This is a genomic window from Exiguobacterium sp. SH31 (assembly GCF_001816105.1).
In the GTDB taxonomy this organism is placed as follows: Bacteria; Bacillota; Bacilli; order Exiguobacteriales; family Exiguobacteriaceae; genus Exiguobacterium; species Exiguobacterium aurantiacum_A.
In genome coordinates this window covers 16392-42620 of the sequence record NZ_LYTG01000083.1, presented here as the reverse complement: position 1 = coordinate 42620, position 26229 = coordinate 16392, and the positions used below count along the sequence as shown (strand labels likewise).

The window sequence follows — 26229 nt, the reverse complement described above, 5'->3', positions numbered from 1 at the left end:
CCAATTGGATCACCTCATCCTCATTTTTGAAACAAGAAAACGAGCCGGTTTCAGCTCGCTCGTGTATGCACATACATATAGGCACCGAAACAAGCAATAAAATACACGATACTCATCACACCGTATCCGATTCCCATCTTCCCGCCGACGCCGATGGCCATGACTAACCAAATCATCGCGCCAAACAAAAGTGTGGCGACCGGAATATATCGGAAATTCGGACGTGCTGTCCGCATAACAATCGGTTTCAATGCTAGGACGCACGCCAATAATATGACGAGACCTAAACCTAGTTCTACCATCCGTTGACACCTCATCCTTCAATCTCTACTCGTTCAGTGTAGCATGAGACAAATAAAAAAACCGCAAATCCACTTAAGGAAATGCGGTTTTCGTTTTATCGATTAGTCACGCGGACGACGTGGGCCACGGTCTTCTGATGAGCGACGACGATCGTCAGTCCCACCAGTGCGTTTTCCACGGTATCCACCGCCACCGCTACGTTCGCCTGAGCGTCCGCCACGGTCTCCGCCGCCAGTGCGACGGTCTCCGCCACCACTGCGTGCGCCACCACGGTATCCACCGCGGTCGTTGCGTCCACCTTGACGTTTCACACGAACTGGTTCTGCGTAAGAGATTTCAACAGGTGTTGAATCTGGCTCTTTCGTCAAACCACGAAGTGCTGCTGCGAGAAGCTCGACTGCTTCGTACTCTTCAAGGAGCTCAGTCGCAAGTTGCGTGTAAGCTTTGAAATCGCCCGCTTGAACGCGTTCGATCAAATCTTCAGCTGATTGCTTTTGGTTTCCTTCGAGTACTTCTGCGATCGTCGGTACGTGACGACGGTTCATTTTCTTGTTCGTCACACGCTCGATTGACTTCACTTGACCGAATTCACGTGGCGTGATGAACGTAAGGGCAGTACCTGTTTTACCAGCACGGCCTGTACGTCCGATACGGTGCACGTAGCTTTCCGGATCTTGTGGGACGTCAAAGTTGTAAACGTGTGTGACACCTGTGATATCAAGTCCACGCGCCGCTACATCTGTTGCGACCAAGATGTCGATCGTGCCGTTTTTGAAACGACGGATGACTTGGTCACGTTTTGATTGCGTCAAGTCACCGTGAAGGCCATCAGCCGTGTAACCACGTTTGATGAGTGCTTCTGTAACTTCGTCAACACGTTTCTTCGTACGAGCGAAGATGATGCTGAGTTCTGGTGAGTCGATGTCGATCAAACGGCAAAGCGTATCGAATTTTTGGTTTTCACGCAATTCGAGGAACTGTTGGTTGATGTTTTCAACTGTCATTTCCTTCGCTTTTACTTTGATGATCGTTGGCGACTTCATGAAGCGCTCAGCAATCTTCTTGATTTGTGGTGGCATTGTCGCTGAGAAGAGAAGCGTTTGACGTTCAGCCGGAAGGCCTTTCAAAATCATCTCGATATCTTCAACGAAGCCCATGTTGAGCATTTCATCCGCCTCATCCAAGATCACTGTTTGGATCTCATCGAGTTTGATCGTCTTACGTTTCATGTGGTCCATGAGACGTCCAGGTGTCGCAACGACGATTTGCGGGTTCTTTTTCAAGCCGCGGATTTGACGGTCGATTTGTTGACCACCATATACAGGAAGTGCGTATACACGCTTCGCTTCCCCGATTTTGTTCAATTCTTCTGCAACTTGAATCGCAAGTTCACGTGTCGGTGCAAGAACAAGTGCTTGGACTTGACGCGCCTTTGTGTCGATTCGCTCAATTGTCGGAATACCGAAAGCTGCTGTTTTCCCTGTACCTGTTTGTGCTTGACCTAATACGTCCACTCCTGTGAGTGCGATTGGAATTGTTTCAGCTTGGATCGGTGTCGCTTCCTCGAAGCCCATTTTGAGTACACCTTTTACTAATGCATCACTTAACTGTAAATCTTGAAATTTTGTCAAATTATATTCTCCTTTGTTCATGCAAAAAACGTCTGAGGTTGGTTCTGCAGACGTTCTTTAAATGTTTCCTCGTAGTCAACTCTTATTACTATACCGCATTTGTTTCTAAAATGAAAGAAATACATTCTAAAACTTTTTTCGGCCACCTGTACATGAGTAATCTTATTTCAATTTATACCCGTTGTCGAGTTTTTCAACTTGCTTTTCTTTCAAGAGCTTCCCGAGCGCCCGTTTGAAGGCCGCCTTGCTCATGCCAAACTCACGGTCGATCACGTCCGGGGCTGTCTTGTCGCCGTAAGGCATTTCACCGCCGCGTTCTTCGATGTAAGAACGAATGCTTTCTGCATCCGGGTCGATTGCTTCGTACGCCCGTGGTTTCATCGACACAAGAACGGTGCCGTCTTGTTTCACTTGCGTCACACGTACTGCTAACTGTTCGCCGAGACGCGGCCATCGCGTCATCTCTGCTTCATGTAAGAAACCGAGTGATTCGTTCTCGACCCAGACGTTGACACCGACATCGCGTTTATTGACGACGATCGCTTGAACGTCTTGATTGCCCCACTCTTCTTTGGCGGGACGGGCGAGCAAGTTCAAATACGCATAATGAGCCGGTTCTCCGAGCAGACGGCCTTTTTGATCGTACTTGAGACGGACGCATAGCTTATCGCCTTCTTTTGGCCAATATGTCCGGTTTTCAGGAAGGTCGTCGAGCGAGACGAGCACGTCCTTTTGAATGCCGATGTTGACGAAGACGCCCGTATTGTAGCGAACGCCTGTCACCTCGAACCATTCATATTCATCAAACGATACGTTCGGAATCGTCATCGTCGAAGCGAGACGGCCTTCCGAGTCATGATATAGGAAGACACGCACCGTTTGACCGACTGTGACTTCTTCTGTTTGTTCTTTCCGATGAAGTAATACCTCTTCACGGCCGTTCCCAATAAATACGCCAAAATCGGCTGAACGTTCCGCAACTAGATCGACTACATCTCCTGCACGTAATACCATTCTATACACATCCTTTTTCATCTTATTACTGTCAGTATACCTACCTACACACGTTCTTAATCATATCACGTTCCTTTTCCTGCTTCAGGTCAATTGTGTCCAATTTGTGAACGGGACAATGAACCACCCAACCGTCAAGCTTCTAAATCGACCGAGTATCAGACGGAATTTTGTGACAATTTTGTGAACAATGTTTTTCCATCTAGTATCCACTTTTTGAAAACGTTATTATTAAAGGAGTGTTGTTTATAAATCAGGTTTCAGCAATGTCCGAACGGGGGAAATAAAATGTTTGATGTTCAATCTCGCTCATTTGCGAAACGCTTCATGAAGGGCCTTTTGATTGCATTCTTCGCTCTTCTAGCTTCGCTGAGTTTCATATTCTCAAACGGTGTCGATACGAACGTGTCGTCTTCCGTCACGATGGTTCAAGAGTAAGCGCCCTCTCGCTCGTCAGAAGGCGTTTTTTTGTTTTGTTCGACAAAAAAAGGAATTTTTTGCTCACTTGTCGAACGAGAAATACGTTCGGTTTTTTCAATTGAATCATCTGGGAAGGGAGAGTCACTCATGCTATTTTATTTTCTCACCACGATTCTTTCAGTCGTCGGTTTGTCCGTCTCGCTCCAAACCGGTTTTTTCAAAGATCCGATCGGCACATTCTTGTTCGCGGCACTGCTCGCCATGGGTCTATCTTCATTTAAACAGCTTATCGCACAAATGAACGTGCTCCTGAAAGAAAGGCGCAATCAAAAGCGCATCGATCGCATCGTCGCTCGCATGCACTCCAGTTCACGCAAACGCTCTACATAACGCTCGTGTTCCCACTCCACTTTTGGTATTCTATTCTAGATAGAAGAGCACAACGGACTTGGACCGTAGGAGGCACAAACACGAATGAATGAAATCCCTTTATCGAACGAATGGCTGTTACGCTATTCACCCGTCATGGAGCTGTGGCTGAAAGAAGACGGCATTTTGCTCGTCGATGACGACAATCGAATCCGCCTCACCTTAGAAATTGGCAGTGATCACGTGATGCAGTTTAAGAGCATCGAGCAAGACGGTGCCTACTTTGTCGTTGACCCGGTGAATAAACGAATTACGTTCGAACTCGAGGAAGAAGAAGAGGAAACCGATTCTCGCTTCTGGGAATAAAGATTCATGTCTAAGAGTCAGATTCTCTGTGTGAGAAGAAGACTCTTTCTTGCTGTTTGGCTCTATTTTGAAAAGGAGATTGATACTATGTTACGCACCGCCATTTGGTTTTTCTCGTTCTTCGCCGTCTTGCCCGTCTTGCTTCCGTTTTATCCGAAAGCAAAACGACTCGACGTACCGGCACGATACGATTACGTTCAAAAAATCGCCTACAACTGGGCCGGCTTCTTATTGAAAGTGGCCGGAGCCCGAGTCCGTGTGCACGGACAAGAACATATTCCGAACGAACCGGTCGTCTACGTCGCCAACCACCAAGGAAACTTCGACATCCCGATCATGATCACGGCGACAAAGCACCCGAAAGCGTTCATCTCAAAAATCGAAGTCAAAAAAATTCCGATGATCGCGGGTTGGATGGAATTGATGGGTTGCATCTTTATCGATCGCAGTGACCGCCGCCAATCCGTCAAAGCGATCCGTGCCGGTGTCGAGACGATCCAATCCGGACAGTCCATCATCATCTTCCCGGAAGGCACTCGTTCAAAAGGTGGGCCGATGAAAGAGTTTAAAGCCGGCAGCCTGACGCTCGCTACGTCGAGCGGAGCAAAAATCGTTCCGGTGGCGATCAACGGCAGCCATCACCTGCTCGAAATGAAAAATCGGATTAGACCGGGTATCGTCGATGTGACGTTTTTACCGGCCATCGACCCGGCCGACGTCTCGAATAAAGAATTGACAGCGAAAGTAGAAGCGATGATTCGCCAAGTCGTTGAAGGAGGTTCCAAATGAGTTTATTAACAATCGAAGGCATCCGTAAAGAGTTCGCCGACAAAGTCTTGTTTGACGACGTCACGATGACGATTCATCCCGGTAACCGGATTGGCGTCATCGGCGTCAACGGTTCTGGGAAATCGACGTTCTTAAAAATCATTGCCGGCGTCGAAACAGCCGACAAAGGCACGATGCAACATCCGAACGACTATCGGATTCGTTATTTGACGCAAACCGTTGATTTCGCTCCCGGTCAGACAATTTTAGACGCCTTGTTCACAAGCAACACCCCATCCGTCATGGCGTTAAAACAATACGAGCTCGCTCGCCAAGCACTCGAGGCGAACCCATCGAGCGAGCAATGGCTCGAACGTTTCATGAAAGCACAGCAAGCGGTCGATGCCGCTGACGCTTGGGAAACGGAAGCGAAGCTGAAGTCGATCTTGAATCGGCTTGGGTTACCTGACGTGTCGGCCGAGATCAGTTCCCTCTCCGGGGGCCAACAAAAACGGGTCGCGCTCGCTGCGGCCTTGCTCGACGAAGCCGACTTGCTCTTACTCGACGAGCCGACGAACGAACTCGACGCCGATACGATCGCTTGGCTCGAGACGGTTCTCGCGGACTACCGAGGCGCGATCTTGCTCATCACCCACGACCGTTATTTCTTGAACCGGGTGACGAACCATATTCTCGAGATTGCCGACGGCACGTCTTACTTTTATGACGGGAACTATGAACTGTTCCTCGAGAAACGGGCCGAACGCAAAGCCCGCTCTCAGTCGATGGAACAAAAGCGGCAAAACATCTTGCGACGCGAGCTCGCTTGGCTACGCCGCGGTGCCAAAGCTCGGACGACGAAACAGAAAGCCCGGATTCAACGTGTCGAGGGCTTAAAGCAGCAAGAGGCACTCGCCGAAGACGATGCGCTCGACGTATCGGTCGGTTCACGCCGGCTCGGAAAAAAAGTCATCGAAGTCGAACAGTTATCGTTCCAGTATGCGGACACGCCGCTCATTCACGATTTCAGCTGGCTGTTCGGACGCCGAGAACGATACGGCATCGTTGGACCGAACGGGAGCGGCAAGACGACGCTCATGAACTTGCTCGCCGGTCGCATCGAACCGACGTCAGGCACGGTCGTCCACGGTGAGACGGTTCACATCGGTTACTACGGTCAACAAGTCGAATTTGACGATACGACGCGACGGGTCATCGACGAGATCGAACGGATCGCCCAAGTCATCTACACACCGGACGGCGAGACGATCACCGCCGGTCAAATGCTCGAGCGTTTCTTGTTCACACCGGACGCCCAATATAAACCGATCAGTAAACTGTCCGGTGGCGAGAAGCGTCGTCTTGTGTTGCTGCGGATTTTGATGGATGAGCCGAATGTCTTGTTCTTAGATGAGCCGACGAACGATCTCGATACGGAAACGTTGTCGGTTTTAGAGGACTACTTAGAGTCGTTCCCAGGAACCGTCATCGCCGTCAGTCACGACCGTTACTTCCTTGACCGTATCGCCGAGCAACTGATCGCCTTCGAAGAGGGGACGATCAACGTCTACCACGCCGAATATAGCGACTATCTGGCCGAGCTTCAAGACGAGGCACGGCAGCTTAAAAAAGAACCGAAAGACAAGAAAGAACGCGCCAAAGCCGACGTCGTCAAGTTCACTTTTAAAGAACAAAAAGAGTGGGAGACGATCGAGGAAGAGATCGCTATAACCGAACAGAAAATCGAAGCCGCAGAAGCGCGACTCGCCGATGCCGGTAGCGATCTCGGGAAAGTGAACGATCTTTACGATGAAATCAGTACCCTCAAGCAAACACTCGAAGAAAAAATGGAGCGCTGGGAGTACTTGTCTGAAATCGATGAACAAATTCAGGCTCAGAAAAAATAAAAAAAGACGGATCACAATTTAACATTGTGGTCCGTCTTTTTTCGCTATGTAGCCGTATACGTACACGTCGTATGTTTGATTGCCTTGGCGCATATAGTGGCGCAGCGTTCCTTCACGAATGAAACCGTTGCGTTCTAACAGTTGCTGCGAAGGGATATTTTCAGGATAGACGATAGCCCCGACTCGCTCGATATCTGCGGAACACGCAGCAAACGTCAATGCCGCCTGCAATGCCTCTGTCGCGTAGCCGTTCCGTCAATAACGCGGATGGATCTCATAACCGATTTCGGCACGTCGATGGCGCGGGGCGCGATTGTGGAATCCGATCGTCCCCATCAACTCGGGGTGACCTTTCCTCATAATGCCCCAGCGCATGATCGATCCGTCGGCAATCCCTTCTAGCATCCCGAATAGCATTTGTTCCGTCTGCTCAAGCGATTGATGCGGCTCCATCCCATAATGGCGCAACACGTCGACGTTTGAAAAAATCGTGTGTAACTGCTCCGCATCGGTCGATTGTAACTGCCGTAACTGCAGTCGTTCCGTTTCAATCGTTGGAATCATCCCGTTCCCCCCCGTCCGAGTGATTATTTGTCCACTAAATTATGTTGAAACGCATAGACGACCGCTTGCGTCCGGTCATAGACGTCAAGCTTCGTCAAAATGTTCGAGACGTGCGTCTTCACCGTCTTCAACGAAATGTATAATTCATCGGCGATGACTTGGTTCGCCTTGCCTTCGGCCATCAGTTGCAAAATCTCGCGTTCCCGTGCCGTCAAACTTTCATGAAGGGTCGTCTCCGGGTGCCGCAGACGTTCGAGCATCTTGCCGGTCACTTGTGCGGCCATGACCGGATTACCGGCTGCCGTCTGACGGATCGCGTCGGCGATTTCATTCGCGTTCGCCGTCTTCAAGACATAACTCATCGCACCGGCCTCGATGACCGGATACACTTTTTCATCGTCCAAAAAGCTCGTCACGACTAAGATTTTCGCATCTTTCCAGCTCGCTTTAATACGCTTCGTCGACTCGACTCCGTCCACAGGTTCCATCACGAGGTCCATCAAGACGACGTCCGGTTTTTCAGCGATGGCGAGCTCCGCTCCGGTCGCCCCGTCCGACGCTTCCCCGACTACTTCAATGTCCGGCTGTGTCGACAGAAATGCCGAGACACCGGCCCGGACCATTTCATGATCATCAATCAATACGACTCGAATCATTCTAACCCCTCCACTTGTTGTTTCACACGCACTTCGATTTGTGTACCGACTCCAGGCACGCTGACGAGACGTAACGTCCCGCCGACTTCGGCCGTTCTCTCTCTTATCGATTGTAAGCCATATGAGGCGACTTGTGTATCCTCGACGTTAAAACCGATCCCGTCGTCATTTATTTTCAAGATGACCGTCTGTTGGACGGTCCGCATTTCGATTTCGAGCCGCTTCGCCTTGGCATGCCTGAGCGTATTGCTGATCGCTTCTTGAACGATACGGAACAACTCATTTTCCGTATGGCGTGACAATTTCACTTCCTCGAGACGCCAGACGAGCTCGGTCGATTGCTTGCGGGACAGTTCTTCTAACAGACGTTCAATCCCCGTCTTCAAGGTCATCCCTTCTAACTCGACGGGACGAAGCTGCAACAAGAGCGAACGCATCTCGGCCTGGGCGGTCTGTGCCATGACTTCGACTTGACCGATCTGTTTAGCGGCGAGTTCCGGTTTCGATTCGATCGTCTGCTTGACCGCTGTCGTCATCATCGAGATCGCATAGAGCTGTTGACTGACCGAGTCGTGCAGCTCACGGGCGACACGACGACGTTCTTCGACGACCGCCTCGCTACGTGCCTCTTCGACACTGACCGGCCGATCGCCGACCCGTTTGGCGACCTCGATCATCTCCGTACGTTGTTTGCTGATGCGGACAATCCGTTCAAGCGTATCGCGGTACGGCGATAACGGCCGGAACGTGATCTCTTTTTGATTCTCGAGCTTCCATAGGGCAATCGCCACTTCACGGAAATCCCGGCGCAAGTAAAAGTAAGACCCAACTCCGAATATGCTGCCGATCAAGACGGCGATGACAACGATAGACACACCGAAAGGCAACCCTTCTTCACGTGTAAATAAATCTCGGAGTGAAGTCGAGTCACCTATTAGAAATGCAATCGTCACGAATAACGCTGTCAGTAGGCTGCTGAATAACTGGTGCCAGACGACCGTCCTTGGGTAAGAATCCTTCTTCATACGGTCATCACCTCGACGCTTCCGCTCATGAGCACGATATGAATCCGGACTTTTCGCGTCGCCGCTTGGTACTCATCAGACGCCGTATAAAAACGGCGGTTGAACACCGGTGAATAGTTCGATTCATCGACTTGGATCTTGCCAAAACCGATTGAGGCATCGATCGAGTAATCGTAACCGGCTGGGATGAGGATACGGATATCCCCGGCGAGTCCGTTCAAGAGCAAGAACGTCTCCCCTTCTGGAATGATGGCGCGCGATAAATCCATCTCGACGTCGCGCAGCAAAAAGAATTCATTCGTGTCTTGCAAGACGTAATGACCCGACTCTTTCGTCCCGAACGAAAACGCCTGTTCTTGACGAATATGCGACCGGAACCGACTCGACTCAAGCGGTCGATTTTTATACAAACGGTACCCGAACATGAGTAACAATCCTGACAAGACGAACCCGAACGCGGCCGAAGAAAAGATGAGTCCGACGAGCATCACGCCGCCAATTCCATAAAAGATATAACTGATCGGCTGATTTCCTTTCCGGCTGAAGCGACGCCCGATATAAAGCAACAAGAGCGGCACAATCATGCTGAAGAGGACGCTGTTCCCACCCGTCACGATGTCGATAAATAGTCCGATGGCAAATAAAATAATCATGAAGCCGATAATTTGGCGTGTGTTCCAACGTTCCACTCTGCTTCCCCCTCCCTAACGATATGTACAATGAAGCAAAGAAGCGATGGCCCGAAAATACTCTGGACCATCGCTGAACTGTTACGTCAGTCTTGTTTAAAGCGACGCTCAAGTTCTTTTAGTTTTGCTTCGAAATCATCTTCGTCCGCCGCGTCGGTTTTTTCTTCGGCCGCAGGTTCTTCCTTCGTTGCGTCTTTCTTCTCTTCTTCTGTGAACGGATGCGACTTCGATGTGTCCGCTCCGAAGATTTGATCGAGCGCACCTTTCAACAAATCAAGGTTCTCACGCATCGCGAACTCGTAACGTTTGTTTTGCATCTCGTCGAGTTTAAGGCGCATCTCGAGGGCACGGCGCTCAAGAGCGTCAAGTTCACGACCGCCTTCGTCGAGCAAGCCTTCGAAGTAGCGATACTGTTCACCGTAATGTTTTGACTCGAGAGCGGCGCGTTCAGCCAGTTTCTCTTCGCCGGCTTGTTTCGCGAGCTCTGTCTGTTCGTAGCGCTTGTCAGCCATCAATTTGGCATCGTCACGCTTCGTCGCGAGTTCGCCGAGCAACGCCTTCTGACGCTCGACGAGACGTTCGACCGACAACGCTTCTTTTTCAGCACCGCGGATATGGCGGTTCAATTCGGCTTCCCCACTCGAGCGTGGCGCCTCTTTTTCTTGATACTTTTTCATTTCTTTTGAAAATTCTTTCGTCAACTCGTTAGCTAAATCACGAAACTGATCAAATGGTGTCTTCATCATAAAATCCTCCTTCTAAAAACTTAGCGACGGTTTACAAACTTTTGCCAGACTTGATCGAACGATTGGAAGCTGCTACGACTAGCACGCGACCCGTCCGCATTTAAAATCTCAACGTCCCGCTTTTGGTTGGCATACATCATATACCCTTTAAACAACATCCATGCCACCACAATTCCGATTAACGCCCAAATATTCGACAAAATCGTGATGATCCCGATCACGGCGAGCAAGCCGTAACCGATTTTTGCGCCGACATGTGTCACGGCCATGAATCTGACTCCAGCCCAAAGTGCTAAGAGCGCCCCCAAACCAAACATGATCATATTTGGTAAAAAGCCGATTAGGACGAGAACTAGAGAGATTGCCGCCACGATGAACAACACTTGCTTCACTTGGCGATTCATCTGTCATCCCTCCTCATTAAGTACACTCTTATCATAATACGCCATTTAAAAGATGGCGACGAGCGGAAGGCTTGTTTTCCCTCGGTCTGTAGACTGAGATGATAGCGTTATCAGAAAATGTGGTACAGTGAATGTATCGAACAATGAAAGGATGATGTTTTATGAGCACCTTACAAACAGCCGTATACACCTTGTCAGCCAACAGGAGGGCAGTTGTCCTCCACAATTAAAAGGAGGATTCGATTTGGATCACACAACAACGGGGCGTGTCACGGCACAGTTCCAACATATGTACACCGTAACGACAGCGGACGCTGCTTTCACATGCGGGATATCGGGCAAATTTCGCCACGAGGCGATGAGCGAGCGCGACTATCCGGTCATCGGCGACTTCGTCGAGTTCACGGTTCGTGAGCACGGTCAAGGTACGGTTCGACGTCTCCTTGAACGACGGACTGTTCTTTCACGGACAGCCGCCGGCAACGAGACGCGCGAACAACTGATCTGCGCGAACGTCGACTATATTCTAATCACGATGGCGTGCGGCCACGATTTCAATCTACGCCGGCTCGAGCGTTACTCGCTCGCCGCCTGGGAGACGGGGGCGACACCGCTTATCGTCTTAACGAAGGCTGATCAAGTACCTGATGTGGCCCCACTCGTTCAAGACATCCAACTGACGACGCCAGGAATTGACGTCTTCCCGGTCAGCTCGATCACCGGCGACGGGGTCGAGGCATTGCGAACTGCGCTGCCGAGCGGGAGCACGCTCGTCCTCGTCGGTTCGTCCGGTGTCGGGAAGTCGACGCTGACAAACGCGCTTGCCGGGAAAACACTCGCCGAGACGCAAGCCGTCCGCGAAAGCGACGAGCGCGGCAAGCATACGACGACGCACCGCGAACTATTCCGCGTCGACGACTTCTTCATCATCGACACGCCCGGCATGCGTGAGTTCGGTCTTTGGGACGGCGCCGATCATCTCGACGACACGTTCAGCGATATCGAGGAGTTGTCAGAACGATGCCGGTTCCGTGACTGCTCGCATCAAGCCGAACCCGGTTGTGCCGTTCGCGACGCGATTGCGACCGGTGCGCTCGATAAAAAACGGTATGCGAGTTACGTCAAACTCGAACGCGAGCTGCGTTACGCTGAAAAACGCCAAGCCGAAGCGGCACGACTAGCAGAAAAGAAACAGCGCAAAACAAAAGCATGAAATCAAAGGAGTTGCGGAATATCCGCGACTCTTTTTGTTTTCGTTTATGATTAGTACCAAATGTTAAGACCAATTCTACATATATGAACAATCGTTCAGAAATAATTGCGTCCATAGCAGGTAAAACGCTCGAAAGTAAGCGGTTTCTTCGATACAATGTAGTCGATTGTGACAGACAAAAAATCGTACGCACACAGGGAGAGAGTTATGAAAACATTGAACGAACGCGCACTCGAGATGCATGCTTTGCACCACGGTAAATTGGAAACGACACCAAAAGTCGACGTCGACACGACAGAAGCGCTCAGCCTCGCCTACTCACCGGGCGTCGCCGAACCGTGCCGCCGCATCGCTGAAAATAAAGAGCTGTCCTATGAATATACGTTGCGCGCCAACACGGTCGCCGTCGTCTCGGACGGAAGCGCCGTACTCGGGCTCGGCAACATCGGTCCGGAAGCGGCGTTGCCGGTCATGGAAGGCAAGGCCGTCCTGTTCAAAAGTTTCGCCGGGGTCGATGCGTTCCCGATTTGTTTAGACACACACAACGTCGATGAGATCGTGCGGACGGTCGAACTGCTCGCCCCGACGTTCGGCGCCGTCAACTTAGAAGACATCAAGGCACCCGAATGTTTTGAGATCGAGGCCCGGTTGAAGCAGACGCTCCCGATCCCGGTCTTCCATGACGATCAACACGGGACGGCCATCGTCGTCTTGGCCGGCCTCGTCAATGCACTCCGTTTAGTCGACAAAGCGATGCCTGAACTGCGTGTCGTCATGAACGGAGCCGGGGCCGCCGGAATCGCCATCGCCAAGCTGCTCAAGCGCTTCGGCGTAGAGGATCTCGTCATCTGTGATACGAAAGGTGCGATCTATGAAGGACGCGCCGACGGCATGAACCCGTTCAAAGACCAGATCGCCAAGGCGACGAACCGGAAGCTCCACGTCGGCACACTCTCAGACGTGCTCGAGGGGGCCGACGTCTTCATCGGTGTCTCGGCCGCAGGCGCCGTCACCGAGGACATGGTCCGCTCGATGGCCACAGATTCGATCATCTTCGCCCTCGCGAACCCAGTGCCGGAGATTATGCCGAATCTCGCGACTTCCGCTGGTGCCCGCATCGTCGCGACCGGTCGCTCGGACTTCGCCAACCAAGTGAACAACGTCCTCGCCTTCCCCGGTATTTTCCGTGGGGCGCTCGACGTCCGGGCGTCAGAGATCAACGAAGAGATGAAAGAAGCGGCCGTCCATGCGATCGCCGACTTGTTGACAGAGGACGACCTCGCGAACGGCATCGTCATCCCGAGCCCGTTCGACGAGCGGGTCGCACCGGCCGTCGCGATCGCCGTCGCGAAGACTGCTGTCGAGACCGGTGTCGCCAACCGTCCGCTCGACGAGGACGCCATTCGCTGCCACGTACGTGATAAGCGGCTATAACACGAAAAACTGCGCAGACCATAACGGTCTGCGCAGTTTTTTAGACTGTACCTTGTAAGATTCCTTCCGCCCACTCGACTTCTTCCGTCGTCGGTGGTTTGATGCCTTTTAACGGATAGTCGAGGCCGAGCGCCTCCCATTTATAGACGCCCATCTCATGATACGGCAAGATTTCGACTTTCTCGACGTGGTCGAGTTTTTGAATGAACGCCGCCGTGCGCCGGAGCGCCCCTTCGTCAAGCGTCCATTCCGGGACAAGGACGTGGCGAATCCACATTTTCGTTCCGCGCTCGGATAAGTGTTCAGCAAGCGCGAGCGTGTTGGCGTTGCTCCGTCCTGTCAGTTTCTTGCACATGTCGTCATCGATGTGTTTAATATCGAGCAAGACGAGGTCGGTATGGTCTAAGATGGCGTCAAGGTTAGGGGGACGGAGTGCACCCGACGTATCGAGCGTCGTGTGGAGCCCGTGTTTTTTCGCTTCACGCAACAGCGCTTCTAAAAACTCTGGCTGCGCGAGCGGATCGCCCCCTGAAATTGTAATGCCGCCTTTTGATGCTTCCATGAACGGACGATAGCTGAGCGCTTCTTGAATGACGTCCTCGGCCGAACGATGGTTATTCTTTTTAAAATCCCACGTATCAGCGTTGTGGCAATACAAGCAGCGAAGCGCACAACCTTGCAAAAAGACGATAAAACGAATTCCCGGGCCGTCAACGGTTCCAAACGATTCGACCGAGTGTACATATCCCATTGTCATCGAGATGACCTCCTAACGAATGAGCGGCCTTCAAGCGAAGGCCGCCAAGCCTTTACTTATAATGAACCGTGGAACGTCCGGTTGATGACGTCGATCTGTTGCTCGCGTGTCAACTTGATGAAGTTGACGGCGTAACCTGATACGCGGATCGTGAGCTGCGGATACTCTTCTGGATGTTCCATGGCGTCGAGCAACGTCTCACGGTTGAAGACGTTGACGTTCAAGTGGTGACCTTTGTGCTCGCCACCCATATAGCCGTCAAGAAGTGCCGCCAAGTTAAGTTCACGTGCGACGTCTTCTTTACCGAGTGCTTTCGGTACGATCGAGAACGTGTATGAGATACCGTCTTGCGCGTGTTCGAACGGAAGTTTAGCGACTGACGAGAGTGACGCTGCCGCTCCTTTCGTATCGCGGCCGTGCATCGGGTTCGCACCCGGTGCGAACGGCTCACCAGCACGACGGCCGTCCGGTGTATTACCTGTTTTCTTGCCGTAGACGACGTTCGACGTGATCGTCAAGACCGATTGCGTATGAAGCGCGTCGCGGTACGTTTTGTGTTTCCGGACTTTTTCCATGAACGATTCTACGAGTTCGACAGCGATCGCGTCGACACGGTCATCGTTGTTCCCGAATTTCGGGAAGTCGCCTTCTGTTTCAAAGTCGACAGCGATGCCGAATTCATTTCGGACCGGTTTGACCGTCGCATATTTGATTGCTGACAAGCTGTCCGCCGTCACCGAAAGGCCAGCGATACCACAAGCCATCGTCCGTAAGATTTCAGGGTCGTGGAGCGCCATTTCAATCCGTTCGTACGCATATTTATCATGCATGAAGTGAATGACGTTGAGTGTGTTGACGTAAAGCTCCGCGAGCCAGTCGAGCGTCCGGTCGAAGTCAGCGTACACTTTGTCGTACGTGAGGACGTCTTCTGTGTTCATGTCCCAAGCCGGAGCGATTTGATCGCCGCTTTTCTCATCGCGTCCACCGTTCATGCTGTAGAGGAGTGCTTTCGCCATATTGGCACGGGCCCCGAAGAACTGCATCTGTTTGCCGATCTTCATCGGTGACACACAGCAGGCGATGCCGTAATCGTCACCAAACTCTGGAAGCATGAGGTCGTCGTTCTCATATTGGATTGCTGACGTCTCAATTGACATCTTCGCGCAATATTGTTTGAATCCTTCCGGTAATTTCGTCGACCAAAGTACCGTCAAGTTCGGTTCTGGTGCCGGGCCGAGGTTTGTGAGCGAGTGAAGGAAACGGAACGAGCTCTTCGTGACGTTCGAACGGCCATCCTCACTCATCCCACCGATTGATTCCGTGACCCACGTTGGATCTCCAGAGAACAATTCGTTATAGTCAGGCGTCCGCAAGAATTTGACGATGCGGAGTTTCATGATGAAGTGATCGACGATTTCTTGGACGTCTGACTCTGTCAAACGGCCCGCCGCCATGTCACGCTCAGCGTACACGTCAAGGAATGTCGATACGCGTCCGAGAGACATCGCCGCACCGTTTTGTTCTTTGACAGCTGCAAGGTAAGCGAGATATACCCATTGATAGGCTTCTTGCGTCGTTTCAGCCGGGCGACCGAGGTCGAATCCGTAAGCAGCGCCGAGTTGTTTCAATTCTTGAAGGGCACGAAGCTGTTCAGACATCTCTTCCCGCGTCCGAATGTCTGCTTCCGAGAGGAAACCGCCATTGTTCGCCAAATCTTTTTTACGCTCGGCAATCAAGAAGTCTAAACCGTACAAGGCAACGCGACGGTAGTCACCGATGATCCGACCACGTCCGTATGCGTCTGGGAGACCTGTGATGATCCCTGACTTACGTGCTGCCCGCATCTCTGGTGTGTAGGCATCGAAAACACCTTGGTTGTGTGTTTTACGAATGTCTGAATAGATTTTTGTGATTTCAGGATTTGGTTCGAAGCCGTATGACTCGAGCGCGGCGTCGACCATGCGAATGCCGCCGTTCGGATGAATCGAGCGTTTGAACGGTTCGTCCGTTTGGACACCGACGACTTTTTCAAGGTCTTTATTTAAGTACCCAGGTCCGTGTGAGATGATTGTCGACGGCGTGTTTTGATCGACATCCCAAACGCCCCCGCGTTCCCGTTCTTCTTTCGTCAATTCCATCACTTGTCCCCAAAGACGATTCGTCGCCTCTGTCGGTCCGACTAAGAAACGGTCATCCCCTGTATACTCGTGGCGGTTCAAGCGGATAAATTCACCGACATTCACTTCGTTCGTCCACTGTCCAGGAACAAATCCTGACCAGGCTGATTTAATTTCAGTTGCCATTATGGTCACTCCTCATAGTTGAGATAACTGCCTGATTCCTTATAATATGAGTGTACGTGAAAACGTGAACAATATGTTTTACATTCTTGTGAAAGTTGTAACAATCTCATGAACATTGGTGTTATGCCGTTTTTGTAAGCGCTATTTTATCTGTTATAGTCATTTTTTAACTTACATAGAAACAGACGAATCCCTGTCCGTTCACGTTCTTGTTAATCCTGTATTATCTTTAAAGAGTTGTGAAAAATCATACAGTTTTTGTAGTGACTTAACTCACAGGTTCGGGATAGAACTTGAATTTTTGCCTTATATCGAGCACAATGGAAGCAGAACATTGTAGAAGAGGAAGGGGTTCTTCCCATGACGTATGAACCATTAACAGCCGAGCATAACTTAAAAGCCGGTGACCGCATCTCCCTTAAAGTCGAAGAGGCTGGAGACAAGCGCGACGGATTTATCACAGAATTTGAAGAAAAAGGCTTTTGGATTCGCTTTGATGACGATATCGAGAATGAAGATTTCATTGATTTCCGTGACCATTTAATGGTCGCACTCGTGTCGCGCCCAATCGACGTCGCGACGACGTATCCAGAACTAAACGCCTATTCAAAATTGCTTAAAGAATTGGAATACCGCGTGTATCAAGGCTTCACGGTCGAAGGTGTCGAAGCCTCGCCTGAGCACATCGACGTGCACATCAAACTCGTCGAGGACGGACAAGTGTACACACAGACGCTCCGTTCATCAATTGACCAAGACACTGAACATGTTCGCTATATTTGAACCAGGGAGCGCTTATGCTTCCTTTGTTTTTGCCCAACGATAAGGAGAACTGATATGAACTTTACAAAACCATTCATTAACGAAGCCTGGGAACGCCTTGGCTTTAACGAACCGATGCCGGTCCAAGCGGAAGCGTTCCCGCCCCTTTTAGAAGGAAAAGACGTCACGATTGAAGCGCCGACAGGAACAGGTAAGACACTCGCTTATCTTTTACCCGCTATTGAAAAAATCGATGCCTCGAACGACCGGATCCAAGTCGTCATCGTCGCACCGACGCGCGAACTCGTCATGCAGATCCAAACGGTGGCGCAACGTTTCACCGAAAAAGGTGACGTCCGGATCGCCTCGTTCATCGGCGGCGTCGAACTGAAGCGCCAAATCGATCGCTTGAAGAAAAAACCGCATTTGATCGTCGGGACACCAGGACGTCTCGTTGAATTGATCGAGAAGAAAAAACTCAAACTGCACGAAACGCATACGATCGTGCTCGATGAAGCCGATCAAATCATCGACAGCGGATTGACGGAAGCGGCCGAGCGCATCATCAACCATACGGCGCACGAGCATCAAATCTCACTCGTCTCGGCGACATTGACGGACACGCTTCAAGCATGGGCTGCCCCGTTCTTGAAAGAACCGATTCACGTGAAGGTCGAACGGACTGTCAGTGCTCAAGTAACGTACGGCTATATGTTGACGACACGTCGCTATAAGCCAGAACTGCTTCGTCGCCTGTCACACGTCGATGGCGTCAAAGTGCTCGCCTTTATTAACAACCGCTCGTTCTTACCGCCGCTCAAAGGTGAGCTCGATAAGATGAAAGTGAACTATCGCATGCTCGATAGCTTGAAAGGGAAACGTGCCCGCGTCGAGACGCTCCGCGAATTCCGTAAAGGCGAATATCCGCTCCTCATCACGACGGGTCTCGCAGCGCGCGGACTCGACATCGATGAAGTGACGCACGTCGTTCATTTCGATTTACCTGAATCGACCGATGACTTCATCCACCGCTCTGGACGGACCGCTCGCGGTAACGCGGCCGGGACGGTCCTCTCGATCGTGACTCCGGAAGATTTGACGCACTTGAAATCGTTCGCCCGCCAGCTCGGTGTCGAATTGAAAGAGCTTGAGATTTACCGTGGCGAAGTCATCGAGAAACGGATCGAAGACAAACCGCCGGTCGTCAAACGTCCTGCAGACAAGCGAGGACCACGGCGATGAAAAAAGACCGGAAAGTAATTCCCTTCCCTTTGCTCGTCGAAGAGTCCGAATTGCTGGCCGAACTGAAAAAGTTATACGAGCAAGCGGCACTCGCACGCAGCACGCAGTGGACGAACTATATCCAAGAGATCGCTTCGGAAGGCACGTGGCACTTGAAAGACGCCGAACTGTTCCGCGATTTGTTCATCGATTGGGCCGTCTTCTTTGAGACGGATGAGGATGGGATGACACCGCATGGCCGCTATTTGGCGGACCACAAAGCTGACATGTCACCTGCTCTCTATCATGCCTTGCGCGGTCTCGCCGTCCCCCGGTGCTCTGTGTTTGAAGTGACCGAAGACGGCTTACGTGATTGGGAGACGAAAGAGACGTACAAGGTAATGCTACCGGAAGTACGCGAACCAGGCGACGTCATGCTCGGCAAGCTGCTCGACATCCGTGGCAGCTGGCGCTTCGGGTCGGCCTTCCTCGCACTTCCAGCGAAGATGGCTGGCAACGTAGCAGATCTGTACATCGACTTCATGGATGAGGTCGGTCCAGGTGCGTTCCTCGATCAATTCCCTGAGTTTTGCGCGGAACTGATCGATATGTTGCTTGATTTAGAAGAAGGGGTCATCATTCCAAAACCTTCCAAGTAAAAAAGAGGCAGCTCTCGCGCTGCCTCTTTTTTAATAGACATAATATTGGAATGAGTCGGGATTGACCTCTTTCCCTGTCACGGTCGCCTCTGAGACGAGGTCGGCTTCGTCATAGACATCGACTTCTGCCCCGTCTTTTGTCGGACTCACATGGTAAAGCAATCCATCGTAATAACTTGCTGTCCCGACTTCGCCTTGAATGATTGTCCGTGACGTTTCGGTTAACGTTTTTAAGTCGATACTCGTCTCCGTCCCATCGGCGAGAAGGGCCTGATACGTATCCCCGAATACGCTAGTTGCAATCGCTTCTTGCTCAACATCTAATGAAACGACCCGATTTTCTTCGACGTCGTAGACGTATAAGCCAGATAAAGACATATGTTCTGAATACGCTTCACCATCTTCTGCCTCGACCGTCTCTAAGCGTGTCGCTTGAATCGGGATGTAGCGATTGTCTTTCCCGATTGTCGTTCGCTGACCATCACCTAACGCGAATCCCCACGTTTCACCCATCACGTATTCAATGAGCACACCATCACGTGCGATTTTTTTCGTGTCAATCGTTGTTGTCGCTACGTCGAGCACTGCTACATGCTGATTCGTCAGTTCATAGTTTTCGTTATACACGATATGAACAGTACCGTCATAAACAAACATTCCGCCCCATCCACTGTCGACAATCGACTGTACGTTAGGAAACTCTGTCCGTTCGACCATATTCCCGTCTTTCGATTGCAATAATACGAGCGTGTCTTGGCCTTTTTGTCCGATAGCCACATAGCCGTCTTCCGTTTTAATTTGTTGCGCATAATTAAGTTGCTTTAAAGCACGAGCGAACGAGCGGTCTTGTCCCCCGATATCGCTTCGATATTGCATGACTTCGTCAATATAACTTCCATTGACAAATCGACTCCCATCAATAGACACCTCTACATCTTGACCCGATCGATCCATATCAGTAGCCGAGAGGCGTACCGCGCGATTTTTCCATACGGCCTCGTTCGAATCGACGTGTAACATCCAGTCGTCCTGGTTTTGTTCCCCACTGACGGCATATGTACCGATTCCCGCTACGATGATTGCGCCTAAAGCTGCGATATTCAGTATACGTCTCATATCACTTCACCTCACACACTTATTTTTTTTGTAAGTACTGTCGCGCAATTATCGTCAATGTCGCAACGCTGAAGAGAAACCCTATAACGAGGATGAGTGCGAGCTCATCCATAAACAAATATTGTTCAATGACATAAAAGATGGTTGACGGAATCGCGAGGACGCCTCCGATGAGCGCGATGGACACGAGCGGAGAAAAGATTGTTCGTTGCCATAAGCTCCGTTCCACCAATACGAACGTGAAGACTGTTAAGACGACGAAAGCGATAAGCATCACATGGATGATAAAATTGACGAATGATGTCGGATATAAAAGGGAGAACACATCTAATTGTCGAATGTCTGCGAACGTATCTTGTTGTCGTATCCCCTGTCCGTCCAACCATGTCGTGAAAATCTGATATTCGATAACGAGCGCGAACCATTGCACGGCAATCAGCCCTAAAATCATCATCATGACCGTGATGAATTTCGAGATGAACAGTTGAATCCGTTTCGTGGGTAACGTCAGTAAGCGCATCATGAACGTGCCACGGCCCCAAAATTCTCGATACCAAATCCAGCCACTGAAGACGAGCATCACGATGAGTCCAATCCCAATCGATAAAATGTAAGGAGTGCTCATGAGATAGGAATGAAACACTACCAACAAGCTTTGACCTTCACGTCTGTATTCTTCATTCAGTACTGTATTCCGCCATATAAACACGGCCAACCAACCGAATTGAATCGTCATCAATACCCCTAGCAACAACCCGTACATCTTTTTGACGCGATCGAGTTCCCAGCCAATCAATTTCAATAGATTCATGCTCCATACTCCTCTCTCATGACGTCGACAATCGATTTCCCGTGAATGAAGCGGACGTCCTCGACGTCGAATTCACGTACGATCCGTCCCCGGTTCAACATGACGGCCTTGTCGACCAAATACTCGATGTCGTCAATCTCGTGCGTCGTGATCAAGACACCGCGGTCTTCCATGATGTCACTCGAAAACAGCTCGACGATTTGCTCTTTTGAAAACACATCGATACCTGAGAACGGTTCGTCGAGCAGCAAGTAATCTGGGTCTTGGGCGATGCCGAGCGTCAAATTGACTTTCGCGAGCGTCCCTTTCGACAGTTCACTCAACTTGTCCTCCGGAAACAGTTTGAACTCGTCGACGAGCCGGGCGAACAACTTGGTGTCGAACTTCGGATAAAAATCGCGCATGAACGCCTCGCACTGCTCGATCGTGAAGTGGATCGGGAACGTCGAATGGTCCGGTACGAACGCGACGTTGTTCAAATCGATCGGCTTGCCGTCAATCAAAACGTTGCCTTGGTCAAACGGAGTCAGCCCCATGATGCCTTTTAAAATCGTCGACTTCCCGGTCCCGTTCAGACCGATGAGGCATGTGATCTCGCCTTTGTTGGCCGTGAACGACACATCTTCGATGACTTGTTTTTTGCGGTAACGCTTCTTAACTCCCAGTACCTCGATCATCGAGATTCCCCTCCCCGTATTGCCGTTTGATTTTGCTGACGAGCTCGTCCATCGTGACGTCGAGCTCTTGAATCGATTCTACGAAGACAGCGACCGCCTCATCGACGAGTTCGGTCCGAATTCGTTTTAATACGTGGTCGTCCGTCGTCACCCGACTTGGACGATTGCGTTCGGTCGTGATCAATTGCTGTTCCTCCATTTCCTTGAACGCCTTTTGGACGGTGTTCGGATTGATTTTCAGTTCGGTCGCGAGCTCTCGTCGCGACGGCATCTCTTCGCCCGCCTTCAACTCGCCTAGCGCCATCTTCTTTTTGAAGTAGTCGACGACTTGGATGTAGACGGGAGACCTCGTGTTAAATTGAATGATCATGTTGTCACCTCTCTAAGTGTATGATGCGACTAATACACTATCTGACTGTATTATCACTGTAATACACTTGACTGTCAATAATAATTTCCCAAAACAATCCAAAACAAAAGACGCATCCTCATTGATTAGGATGCGTCAGTTTGATGAGCGGACGATATAGTCGGCTCGTATCACTGGATTGACCGTCTTGATGTAGTGCGCTTCACCCGGCCAGTAGCGGCGCTCATATTTGGCGAGCCGTGCCGCTAAATCGCCGATATACGTATCGCGATTTAGCACACGCTCGTAACGCGTCTCGCGTGGACAGTCAAGATAAACGATGTAGTCGAAATACGACCGCCACTCGTCCCGCAATAAGAAGATGCCTTCAATCAACACGAGCGCATTCGGAGCCACATCGATCGTCCGCATGACAATCGCGTCCTCGTCTCGCTCGTAGTATGGCAACGTCAGACGCGTCTCACCTCGGGACAACGGCTCGAACAACATCTTCACGAGCAGATCGACGTCCCATTGGAGCGCATAGTATTCCACCGCCTCAGGCTGCCCCGTCTCATAGCGCCGATGCCGTTCGACGATGAAGTCATCAATATGTAGAAGCAGTTCGTTCGGCGCGATACCACTCAATTGTTCGACGAGCGTCGTCTTCCCGGCCCCGCTCAAGCCGTCGATCGCGACGATGAACGGTCGGTCGTGGACACGGTTAGCGTATGCTTCACGAATCACTTCCTGTAACGTCTCCATACGTTCTCCCCCAAATCAAAAAAGTCAGCCCTAGAGGCTGACTTCAGTTTACCAGAGCACCCAACCTTTCGCTCCCGGAGGCGCGCTTTCAATCAAGTGCCAAATCGGAACCGTGTAGGCGAATGCAATCAAGACGAACGTGACCGTGATCCAGAGCTTCCAGTTCTCAAAGAACCGTGGCGTCTCCATTGCCGCCTCTTCCGTTTCTGCGAGTGGGAACTCTTCCTCACCTTTTGGTGCGAGGAATGACAAGTTGAACATCGAATATACGAAGATGAGCACCGAGACGAGAAGGATCGTCCCGCCGATTGCCATTGCCATATGGTACGGGATCCATTCACGCGTCAACGCGTCTGAGAAATACGTCGCCGGACCGGTCCGACGCGGGTTACCTTGAAGGCCTGAGATGTGCATCGCATACGACATGATCGACATCCCGAACGCCCACGTCCCCGTCTGAATCAAACCGAGACGGTTCATTGATTTCGTGAGTGTACGTCCGCGTAGTACCGGTACGAGCCAATAGGCAGTTCCAAAGAACGTCAAGGCGACGGCCGTTCCGACCGTGATATGGAAGTGACCGGTGACCCAAAGCGTGTTGTGGACCATCGCGTTCAATTGGTGCGACGCGTTGATGATACCGCCGGCACCAGCCGGAATGAAGAACAACATCCCGACGAACGGGGCGAGGAAACGCACATCGCCGTACGGCATCTTTTTGACCCAACCGAACAGACCGCGTGCTCCGAGAGCGCGTCCCCGCAGCTCGAACGTCGCGAACAGCGAGAACGCCGTCATGAACGACGGAATGACGACGAGGAACGTCAAGATGACTTGGACGAACTTCCAAAACGGATCAATCCCCGGCTCTGTCAACTGGTGGTGGAAACCGACCGGGAACGAGAACAAGAGGAACAACAAGAACGCCATCCGCGCGAGCGCGTCCGAGAAGATCTTCCCACCGATGACTTTCGGCACGACCGTATACCAGACGATATAGGCCGGCATGAGCCAGAAGTAAACGAGCGGGTGACCGAAGTACCAGAACAACGTCCGGCTCAATTCAATCCCGACCGTGTCTTTCCATCCGAGCGAGAGCGGGAGCAGTTGGAACAAAATCGTCCCGGCAACACCGAGTGTCGCGATGACCCAGAGCAACATCGTCATGATACTCATGTACGCTGGGAGTGGCGGATGGACGCCAGGGTGTTCCTGTTTATAGTCCGCATACATGCGGAACATCGCGAACGCCGAGAACCATGTACCGACGACGAAGAGAACGAGACCGACATAGAAGATCGGGTCGGCCATGAGCGGAGCGTAGAACGTGTAAAGTACAGTCGCTTTATTGGCGAGCACCATGATCGTCACGAGTACCGCCCCGGCGATGATCATCCAAAAACCGAGCCAAGCGACACGTGTCGGGAACGATTCAAACCGTCCGAACGACTTGGCGAGCAGCGCGTAAAGTAAGCCGATGATAAACATCGTCGTAAAGACGAGACCGAGCATGATACCGTGGGCCGTCAACAATTGATAGTAACCGAATACTTCCGGAATGATTCCTGTACGAATGAGCGTCTGCATGAGTCCCGCGATCGCTCCAATCAAGACGGCGAGTACCGAGACGACAACGTGGGCATAGGCGAGGCGCGCTTCTTTCACACCGATGCTCGGCACCGGCACGCCGCGCTCCATTTCCCACTGTTTCAGTTTTGAGGCTACGTCGTTCATTTAGTCCACCACCTTAATTTTTGTCGACATCATGTGATGTCCCGTACCGCAATATTCGTTACAGAGGATTAAAAATTCGCCCGCTTCTTCAAACGTATACGTGAGCGAGTTGATATGTCCCGGTACGACCATCATGTTGACCGGTGTTCCCGTCAACTGGAAACCGTGGACGACGTCCGGTGACGTGACGAGAAACGTCACTTTCGCACCTTTCGGGATTTCAACGTTACCCGGTGTGAACGTGAACGCCTGCGCGACCATGACGAGTTCATACTCGTTATCACCAATTTTATTAAGTCCAGGTTTATCGAACGGCGCCGTCTGATGCACTTTCGCCGGGTCGATCAAATCGGCGTCCGATGCGGGCTGGTTGCCGGCTGCAAACGCCGAAATGCCGAGCACTGTCAAAAACACGCCTAATAGAACGATGCCAAAGATCAACCAATATTTTTCAAGCTTATGAATATGCATGTTTGTTTTCTCCTTTTGACGTTATCGTGTAACAAATAAATAAAAGACCGACGACCACATGGCGATGATGACACCCGCGACGATCATGACCGATGTAAACGTGCCTTTCAGATTCGGTTCTTGTCCACCGTTCTTATCCACGTGAAGGACCCCTTTCGCTATGATTTCCTCTTTCATTGTATGAAATTCACCCCGACTTAATATGTGACTTTTATCACTTCAAAAGTGACAATCACATCAATTTTGCGTAGTTTCCACACATAAAATTCACAATTAGCCAAATCAACACGACAAAAAAACCGCCTCTCTAAGAGACGGTTCCTCATTATAATCGGCAAATCCCGGCCGGACAGCCTTCACAATGGCACAGCTCTTTTAAGAAATCGATATCATGCAAGACGATCGAGTTTCCCGTCGTTGTCAGGACGCCTTCTTTTCGCCACTGGTTCATCATCCGGTTGACGGTCTCACGCGGTGCCCCGATCAGTTGACCGAGCTCCCCATCGGAAGGATGTCGTGAGATGACGACCGCGTCATCTTCCTCCACACCGTGCATGGCCGCCATCCGAAGCAACGTCGAAGCGAGCGCTCCCGGCTTTCCGTACAATAGCAAATCACGTAGTTTCATCTCTGAATGCTTACGCATCATCGACGTCCAGCGCAGCACGTCACCGGCAAATTTGGCGTCGTGCTGCATGATGGTCTCGATATCTTTCTTTGAAATAACGCCAATGACACTCTCCTCGGTCGTCTCGATGCTGTAAGAACTCGGGAACGTGTCGACGATATCAAACTCACCAAAAAAATCGTCGGCGCCATATAAGAACATGACGATCGGATTCCCTTTTTTCGTGATCTTCGTGAATTTGACAGATCCGCTCTTCAAATAAAAGAATTTATCACACTTCTCACCTTCCCAACAGACGATGCTAGCCTTCGGGTAGTCTTGAGGTATCATCATTTCGAGCAATAACTGTTTCGTCTCCGCTGAAAAGATAAAGCTGTTCGGTTCGGTCGTCCCACATTTCGTAGACATGTTCGTCTGCTCCCTCCACAATTCATTCGTGCCTGGAATGTCTCGTACGTTTCATTTAT

At 51.0% G+C, this 26229-nt stretch carries 28 protein-coding genes and 1 pseudogene; 9 read left to right on the top strand and 20 right to left on the bottom strand.

What is annotated here, in order from left to right; all coding sequences use genetic code 11:
• Nucleotides 1–50: 50 nt before the first annotated feature.
• From A6395_RS11670 to A6395_RS11660, 3 genes are all read right to left on the bottom strand, one after another.
• A complete protein-coding gene (locus A6395_RS11670) occupies nt 51–302 on the bottom strand; it encodes a hypothetical protein (RefSeq protein WP_071399157.1) in 252 nt (83 codons plus the stop codon).
• Between the two features lie 102 nt (nt 303–404).
• Nucleotides 405–1934: a degradosome RNA helicase CshA gene (cshA, locus tag A6395_RS11665; RefSeq protein WP_071399156.1), complete on the bottom strand. Its 1530-nt coding sequence runs from the start codon at nt 1932–1934 to the stop codon at nt 405–407.
• Nucleotides 1935–2096: 162 nt separating this feature from the next.
• Complete coding sequence (locus tag A6395_RS11660; protein ID WP_071399155.1) at nt 2097–2948, bottom strand: CvfB family protein; 852 nt, start codon at nt 2946–2948, stop codon at nt 2097–2099.
• A 567-nt stretch (nt 2949–3515) separates the two neighbouring features.
• Here A6395_RS11660 and A6395_RS11655 point away from each other — a divergent pair.
• The 4 genes from A6395_RS11655 (at nt 3516) to A6395_RS11640 (ending at nt 6778) form a co-directional block, all read left to right on the top strand.
• On the top strand, nt 3516–3758 hold the full coding sequence (locus A6395_RS11655; RefSeq protein ID WP_070328917.1) for a hypothetical protein: 243 nt from the start codon (nt 3516–3518) through the stop codon (nt 3756–3758).
• 84 nt (nt 3759–3842) lie between these two features.
• Entirely contained in the window at nt 3843–4103 is a 261-nt protein-coding gene (locus A6395_RS11650) for a hypothetical protein (RefSeq protein WP_016508370.1), read from the top strand.
• 87 nt (nt 4104–4190) lie between these two features.
• A complete protein-coding gene (locus tag A6395_RS11645) occupies nt 4191–4892 on the top strand; it encodes a lysophospholipid acyltransferase family protein (protein ID WP_071399154.1) in 702 nt (233 codons plus the stop codon).
• Nucleotides 4889–6778, top strand: a complete 1890-nt coding sequence (locus A6395_RS11640; protein ID WP_071399153.1) for an ABC-F family ATP-binding cassette domain-containing protein — start codon at nt 4889–4891, stop codon at nt 6776–6778. The genes A6395_RS11645 and A6395_RS11640 overlap by 4 nt, the downstream gene beginning before the upstream one ends.
• A gap of 18 nt (nt 6779–6796) precedes the next feature.
• On the opposite strand, the pseudogene A6395_RS11635 reads toward A6395_RS11640, so the two are convergent.
• From A6395_RS11635 to A6395_RS11610, 6 genes and pseudogenes are all read right to left on the bottom strand, one after another.
• Nucleotides 6797–7342 (bottom strand): annotated as a pseudogene (locus A6395_RS11635) (GNAT family N-acetyltransferase).
• A gap of 23 nt (nt 7343–7365) precedes the next feature.
• On the bottom strand, nt 7366–7998 hold the full coding sequence (locus tag A6395_RS11630; RefSeq protein WP_070328913.1) for a response regulator: 633 nt from the start codon (nt 7996–7998) through the stop codon (nt 7366–7368).
• A complete protein-coding gene (locus tag A6395_RS11625) occupies nt 7995–9023 on the bottom strand; it encodes a sensor histidine kinase (protein WP_071399152.1) in 1029 nt (342 codons plus the stop codon). The genes A6395_RS11630 and A6395_RS11625 overlap by 4 nt, the downstream gene beginning before the upstream one ends.
• A complete protein-coding gene (gene liaF, locus A6395_RS11620) occupies nt 9020–9712 on the bottom strand; it encodes a cell wall-active antibiotics response protein LiaF (RefSeq protein WP_071399151.1) in 693 nt (230 codons plus the stop codon). The genes A6395_RS11625 and liaF overlap by 4 nt, the downstream gene beginning before the upstream one ends.
• An 86-nt stretch (nt 9713–9798) precedes the next feature.
• Entirely contained in the window at nt 9799–10455 is a 657-nt protein-coding gene (locus A6395_RS11615; RefSeq protein WP_071399150.1) for a PspA/IM30 family protein, read from the bottom strand.
• A gap of 23 nt (nt 10456–10478) precedes the next feature.
• Entirely contained in the window at nt 10479–10862 is a 384-nt protein-coding gene (locus A6395_RS11610) for a lmo0954 family membrane protein (RefSeq protein ID WP_016508398.1), read from the bottom strand.
• 244 nt (nt 10863–11106) lie between these two features.
• Here A6395_RS11610 and rsgA point away from each other — a divergent pair, with 244 nt between their 5' ends.
• Nucleotides 11107–12075 carry a ribosome small subunit-dependent GTPase A gene (gene rsgA, locus A6395_RS11605; protein WP_252100539.1) on the top strand — a complete coding sequence of 323 codons (969 nt, stop codon included), beginning with the start codon at nt 11107–11109 and terminating at the stop codon, nt 12073–12075.
• 207 nt (nt 12076–12282) lie between these two features.
• Nucleotides 12283–13509 carry an NAD(P)-dependent malic enzyme gene (locus A6395_RS11600; protein WP_071399149.1) on the top strand — a complete coding sequence of 409 codons (1227 nt, stop codon included), beginning with the start codon at nt 12283–12285 and terminating at the stop codon, nt 13507–13509.
• 40 nt (nt 13510–13549) lie between these two features.
• On the opposite strand, the gene pflA is transcribed toward A6395_RS11600, so the two are convergent.
• Together pflA and pflB are read right to left on the bottom strand one after the other, a co-directional pair.
• Complete coding sequence (gene pflA, locus A6395_RS11595) at nt 13550–14266, bottom strand: pyruvate formate-lyase-activating protein (RefSeq protein ID WP_070328909.1); 717 nt, start codon at nt 14264–14266, stop codon at nt 13550–13552.
• 56 nt (nt 14267–14322) lie between these two features.
• Complete coding sequence (pflB, locus tag A6395_RS11590; RefSeq protein ID WP_071399148.1) at nt 14323–16569, bottom strand: formate C-acetyltransferase; 2247 nt, start codon at nt 16567–16569, stop codon at nt 14323–14325.
• A 360-nt stretch (nt 16570–16929) separates the two neighbouring features.
• On the opposite strand from pflB, the gene A6395_RS11585 reads away from it, so the two are divergent.
• Genes A6395_RS11585 through A6395_RS11575 form a run of 3 tightly spaced genes read left to right on the top strand, consistent with a single transcriptional unit; the run spans nt 16930 to nt 19211 of the window.
• Nucleotides 16930–17352 (top strand): hypothetical protein, encoded by a 423-nt coding sequence (locus A6395_RS11585; RefSeq protein ID WP_071399147.1) that lies wholly within the window; start codon nt 16930–16932, stop codon nt 17350–17352.
• Between the two features lie 54 nt (nt 17353–17406).
• Nucleotides 17407–18573 carry a DEAD/DEAH box helicase gene (locus tag A6395_RS11580; protein WP_071399146.1) on the top strand — a complete coding sequence of 389 codons (1167 nt, stop codon included), beginning with the start codon at nt 17407–17409 and terminating at the stop codon, nt 18571–18573.
• A gap of 29 nt (nt 18574–18602) precedes the next feature.
• Nucleotides 18603–19211 carry a hypothetical protein gene (locus tag A6395_RS11575; RefSeq protein ID WP_252100538.1) on the top strand — a complete coding sequence of 203 codons (609 nt, stop codon included), beginning with the start codon at nt 18603–18605 and terminating at the stop codon, nt 19209–19211.
• A 30-nt stretch (nt 19212–19241) separates the two neighbouring features.
• On the opposite strand, the gene A6395_RS11570 is transcribed toward A6395_RS11575, so the two are convergent.
• From A6395_RS11570 to A6395_RS11535, 9 genes are all read right to left on the bottom strand, one after another.
• Nucleotides 19242–20327, bottom strand: a complete 1086-nt coding sequence (locus A6395_RS11570; RefSeq protein WP_071399144.1) for a hypothetical protein — start codon at nt 20325–20327, stop codon at nt 19242–19244.
• 19 nt (nt 20328–20346) lie between these two features.
• A complete protein-coding gene (locus tag A6395_RS11565; protein ID WP_071399143.1) occupies nt 20347–21138 on the bottom strand; it encodes a hypothetical protein in 792 nt (263 codons plus the stop codon).
• The gene (locus tag A6395_RS11560; protein ID WP_071399142.1) at nt 21135–21815 is read right to left on the bottom strand and encodes an ATP-binding cassette domain-containing protein; all 681 of its coding nucleotides are present in this window, start codon (nt 21813–21815) and stop codon (nt 21135–21137) included. Before A6395_RS11560 ends, A6395_RS11565 begins: the two co-directional genes overlap by 4 nt.
• On the bottom strand, nt 21793–22185 hold the full coding sequence (locus A6395_RS11555) for a GntR family transcriptional regulator (protein WP_070328901.1): 393 nt from the start codon (nt 22183–22185) through the stop codon (nt 21793–21795). Before A6395_RS11555 ends, A6395_RS11560 begins: the two co-directional genes overlap by 23 nt.
• 135 nt (nt 22186–22320) lie before the next feature.
• Nucleotides 22321–22929, bottom strand: a complete 609-nt coding sequence (locus tag A6395_RS11550; protein ID WP_070328900.1) for a kinase — start codon at nt 22927–22929, stop codon at nt 22321–22323.
• Between the two features lie 48 nt (nt 22930–22977).
• Nucleotides 22978–24663 (bottom strand): b(o/a)3-type cytochrome-c oxidase subunit 1, encoded by a 1686-nt coding sequence (locus A6395_RS11545; protein WP_071399141.1) that lies wholly within the window; start codon nt 24661–24663, stop codon nt 22978–22980.
• Nucleotides 24664–25134 (bottom strand): cytochrome c oxidase subunit II, encoded by a 471-nt coding sequence (locus A6395_RS11540; protein WP_071399140.1) that lies wholly within the window; start codon nt 25132–25134, stop codon nt 24664–24666. It abuts the gene before it with no gap.
• Nucleotides 25135–25155: 21 nt separating this feature from the next.
• Nucleotides 25156–25275: a cytochrome c oxidase subunit 2A gene (locus A6395_RS15910; RefSeq protein ID WP_233589685.1), complete on the bottom strand. Its 120-nt coding sequence runs from the start codon at nt 25273–25275 to the stop codon at nt 25156–25158.
• Nucleotides 25276–25459: 184 nt separating this feature from the next.
• Nucleotides 25460–26170 carry a Crp/Fnr family transcriptional regulator gene (locus A6395_RS11535; RefSeq protein WP_071399139.1) on the bottom strand — a complete coding sequence of 237 codons (711 nt, stop codon included), beginning with the start codon at nt 26168–26170 and terminating at the stop codon, nt 25460–25462.
• Nucleotides 26171–26229 lie beyond the last annotated feature (59 nt).

Excerpts from the sequence above, each read along its gene's own strand:
- A6395_RS11670 (WP_071399157.1), bottom strand. The coding sequence starts at position 302 with ATGGTAGAACTAGGTTTAGGTCTCGTCATATTATTGGCGTGCGTCCTA.
- A6395_RS11660 (WP_071399155.1), bottom strand. The coding sequence starts at position 2,948 with ATGGTATTACGTGCAGGAGATGTAGTCGATCTAGTTGCGGAACGTTCA.
- A6395_RS11655 (WP_070328917.1), top strand. The coding sequence starts at position 3,516 with ATGCTATTTTATTTTCTCACCACGATTCTTTCAGTCGTCGGTTTGTCC.
- A6395_RS11650 (WP_016508370.1), top strand. The coding sequence starts at position 3,843 with ATGAATGAAATCCCTTTATCGAACGAATGGCTGTTACGCTATTCACCC.
- A6395_RS11645 (WP_071399154.1), top strand. The coding sequence starts at position 4,191 with ATGTTACGCACCGCCATTTGGTTTTTCTCGTTCTTCGCCGTCTTGCCC.
- A6395_RS11640 (WP_071399153.1), top strand. The coding sequence starts at position 4,889 with ATGAGTTTATTAACAATCGAAGGCATCCGTAAAGAGTTCGCCGACAAA.
- A6395_RS11630 (WP_070328913.1), bottom strand. The coding sequence starts at position 7,998 with ATGATTCGAGTCGTATTGATTGATGATCATGAAATGGTCCGGGCCGGT.
- A6395_RS11625 (WP_071399152.1), bottom strand. The coding sequence starts at position 9,023 with ATGAAGAAGGATTCTTACCCAAGGACGGTCGTCTGGCACCAGTTATTC.
- A6395_RS11615 (WP_071399150.1), bottom strand. The coding sequence starts at position 10,455 with ATGAAGACACCATTTGATCAGTTTCGTGATTTAGCTAACGAGTTGACG.
- A6395_RS11610 (WP_016508398.1), bottom strand. The coding sequence starts at position 10,862 with ATGAATCGCCAAGTGAAGCAAGTGTTGTTCATCGTGGCGGCAATCTCT.
- A6395_RS11600 (WP_071399149.1), top strand. The coding sequence starts at position 12,283 with ATGAAAACATTGAACGAACGCGCACTCGAGATGCATGCTTTGCACCAC.
- pflA (WP_070328909.1), bottom strand. The coding sequence starts at position 14,266 with ATGACAATGGGATATGTACACTCGGTCGAATCGTTTGGAACCGTTGAC.
- pflB (WP_071399148.1), bottom strand. The coding sequence starts at position 16,569 with ATGGCAACTGAAATTAAATCAGCCTGGTCAGGATTTGTTCCTGGACAG.
- A6395_RS11585 (WP_071399147.1), top strand. The coding sequence starts at position 16,930 with ATGACGTATGAACCATTAACAGCCGAGCATAACTTAAAAGCCGGTGAC.
- A6395_RS11580 (WP_071399146.1), top strand. The coding sequence starts at position 17,407 with ATGAACTTTACAAAACCATTCATTAACGAAGCCTGGGAACGCCTTGGC.
- A6395_RS11570 (WP_071399144.1), bottom strand. The coding sequence starts at position 20,327 with ATGAGACGTATACTGAATATCGCAGCTTTAGGCGCAATCATCGTAGCG.
- A6395_RS11565 (WP_071399143.1), bottom strand. The coding sequence starts at position 21,138 with ATGAATCTATTGAAATTGATTGGCTGGGAACTCGATCGCGTCAAAAAG.
- A6395_RS11560 (WP_071399142.1), bottom strand. The coding sequence starts at position 21,815 with ATGATCGAGGTACTGGGAGTTAAGAAGCGTTACCGCAAAAAACAAGTC.
- A6395_RS11555 (WP_070328901.1), bottom strand. The coding sequence starts at position 22,185 with ATGATCATTCAATTTAACACGAGGTCTCCCGTCTACATCCAAGTCGTC.
- A6395_RS11550 (WP_070328900.1), bottom strand. The coding sequence starts at position 22,929 with ATGGAGACGTTACAGGAAGTGATTCGTGAAGCATACGCTAACCGTGTC.
- A6395_RS11545 (WP_071399141.1), bottom strand. The coding sequence starts at position 24,663 with ATGAACGACGTAGCCTCAAAACTGAAACAGTGGGAAATGGAGCGCGGC.
- A6395_RS11540 (WP_071399140.1), bottom strand. The coding sequence starts at position 25,134 with ATGCATATTCATAAGCTTGAAAAATATTGGTTGATCTTTGGCATCGTT.
- A6395_RS11535 (WP_071399139.1), bottom strand. The coding sequence starts at position 26,170 with ATGTCTACGAAATGTGGGACGACCGAACCGAACAGCTTTATCTTTTCA.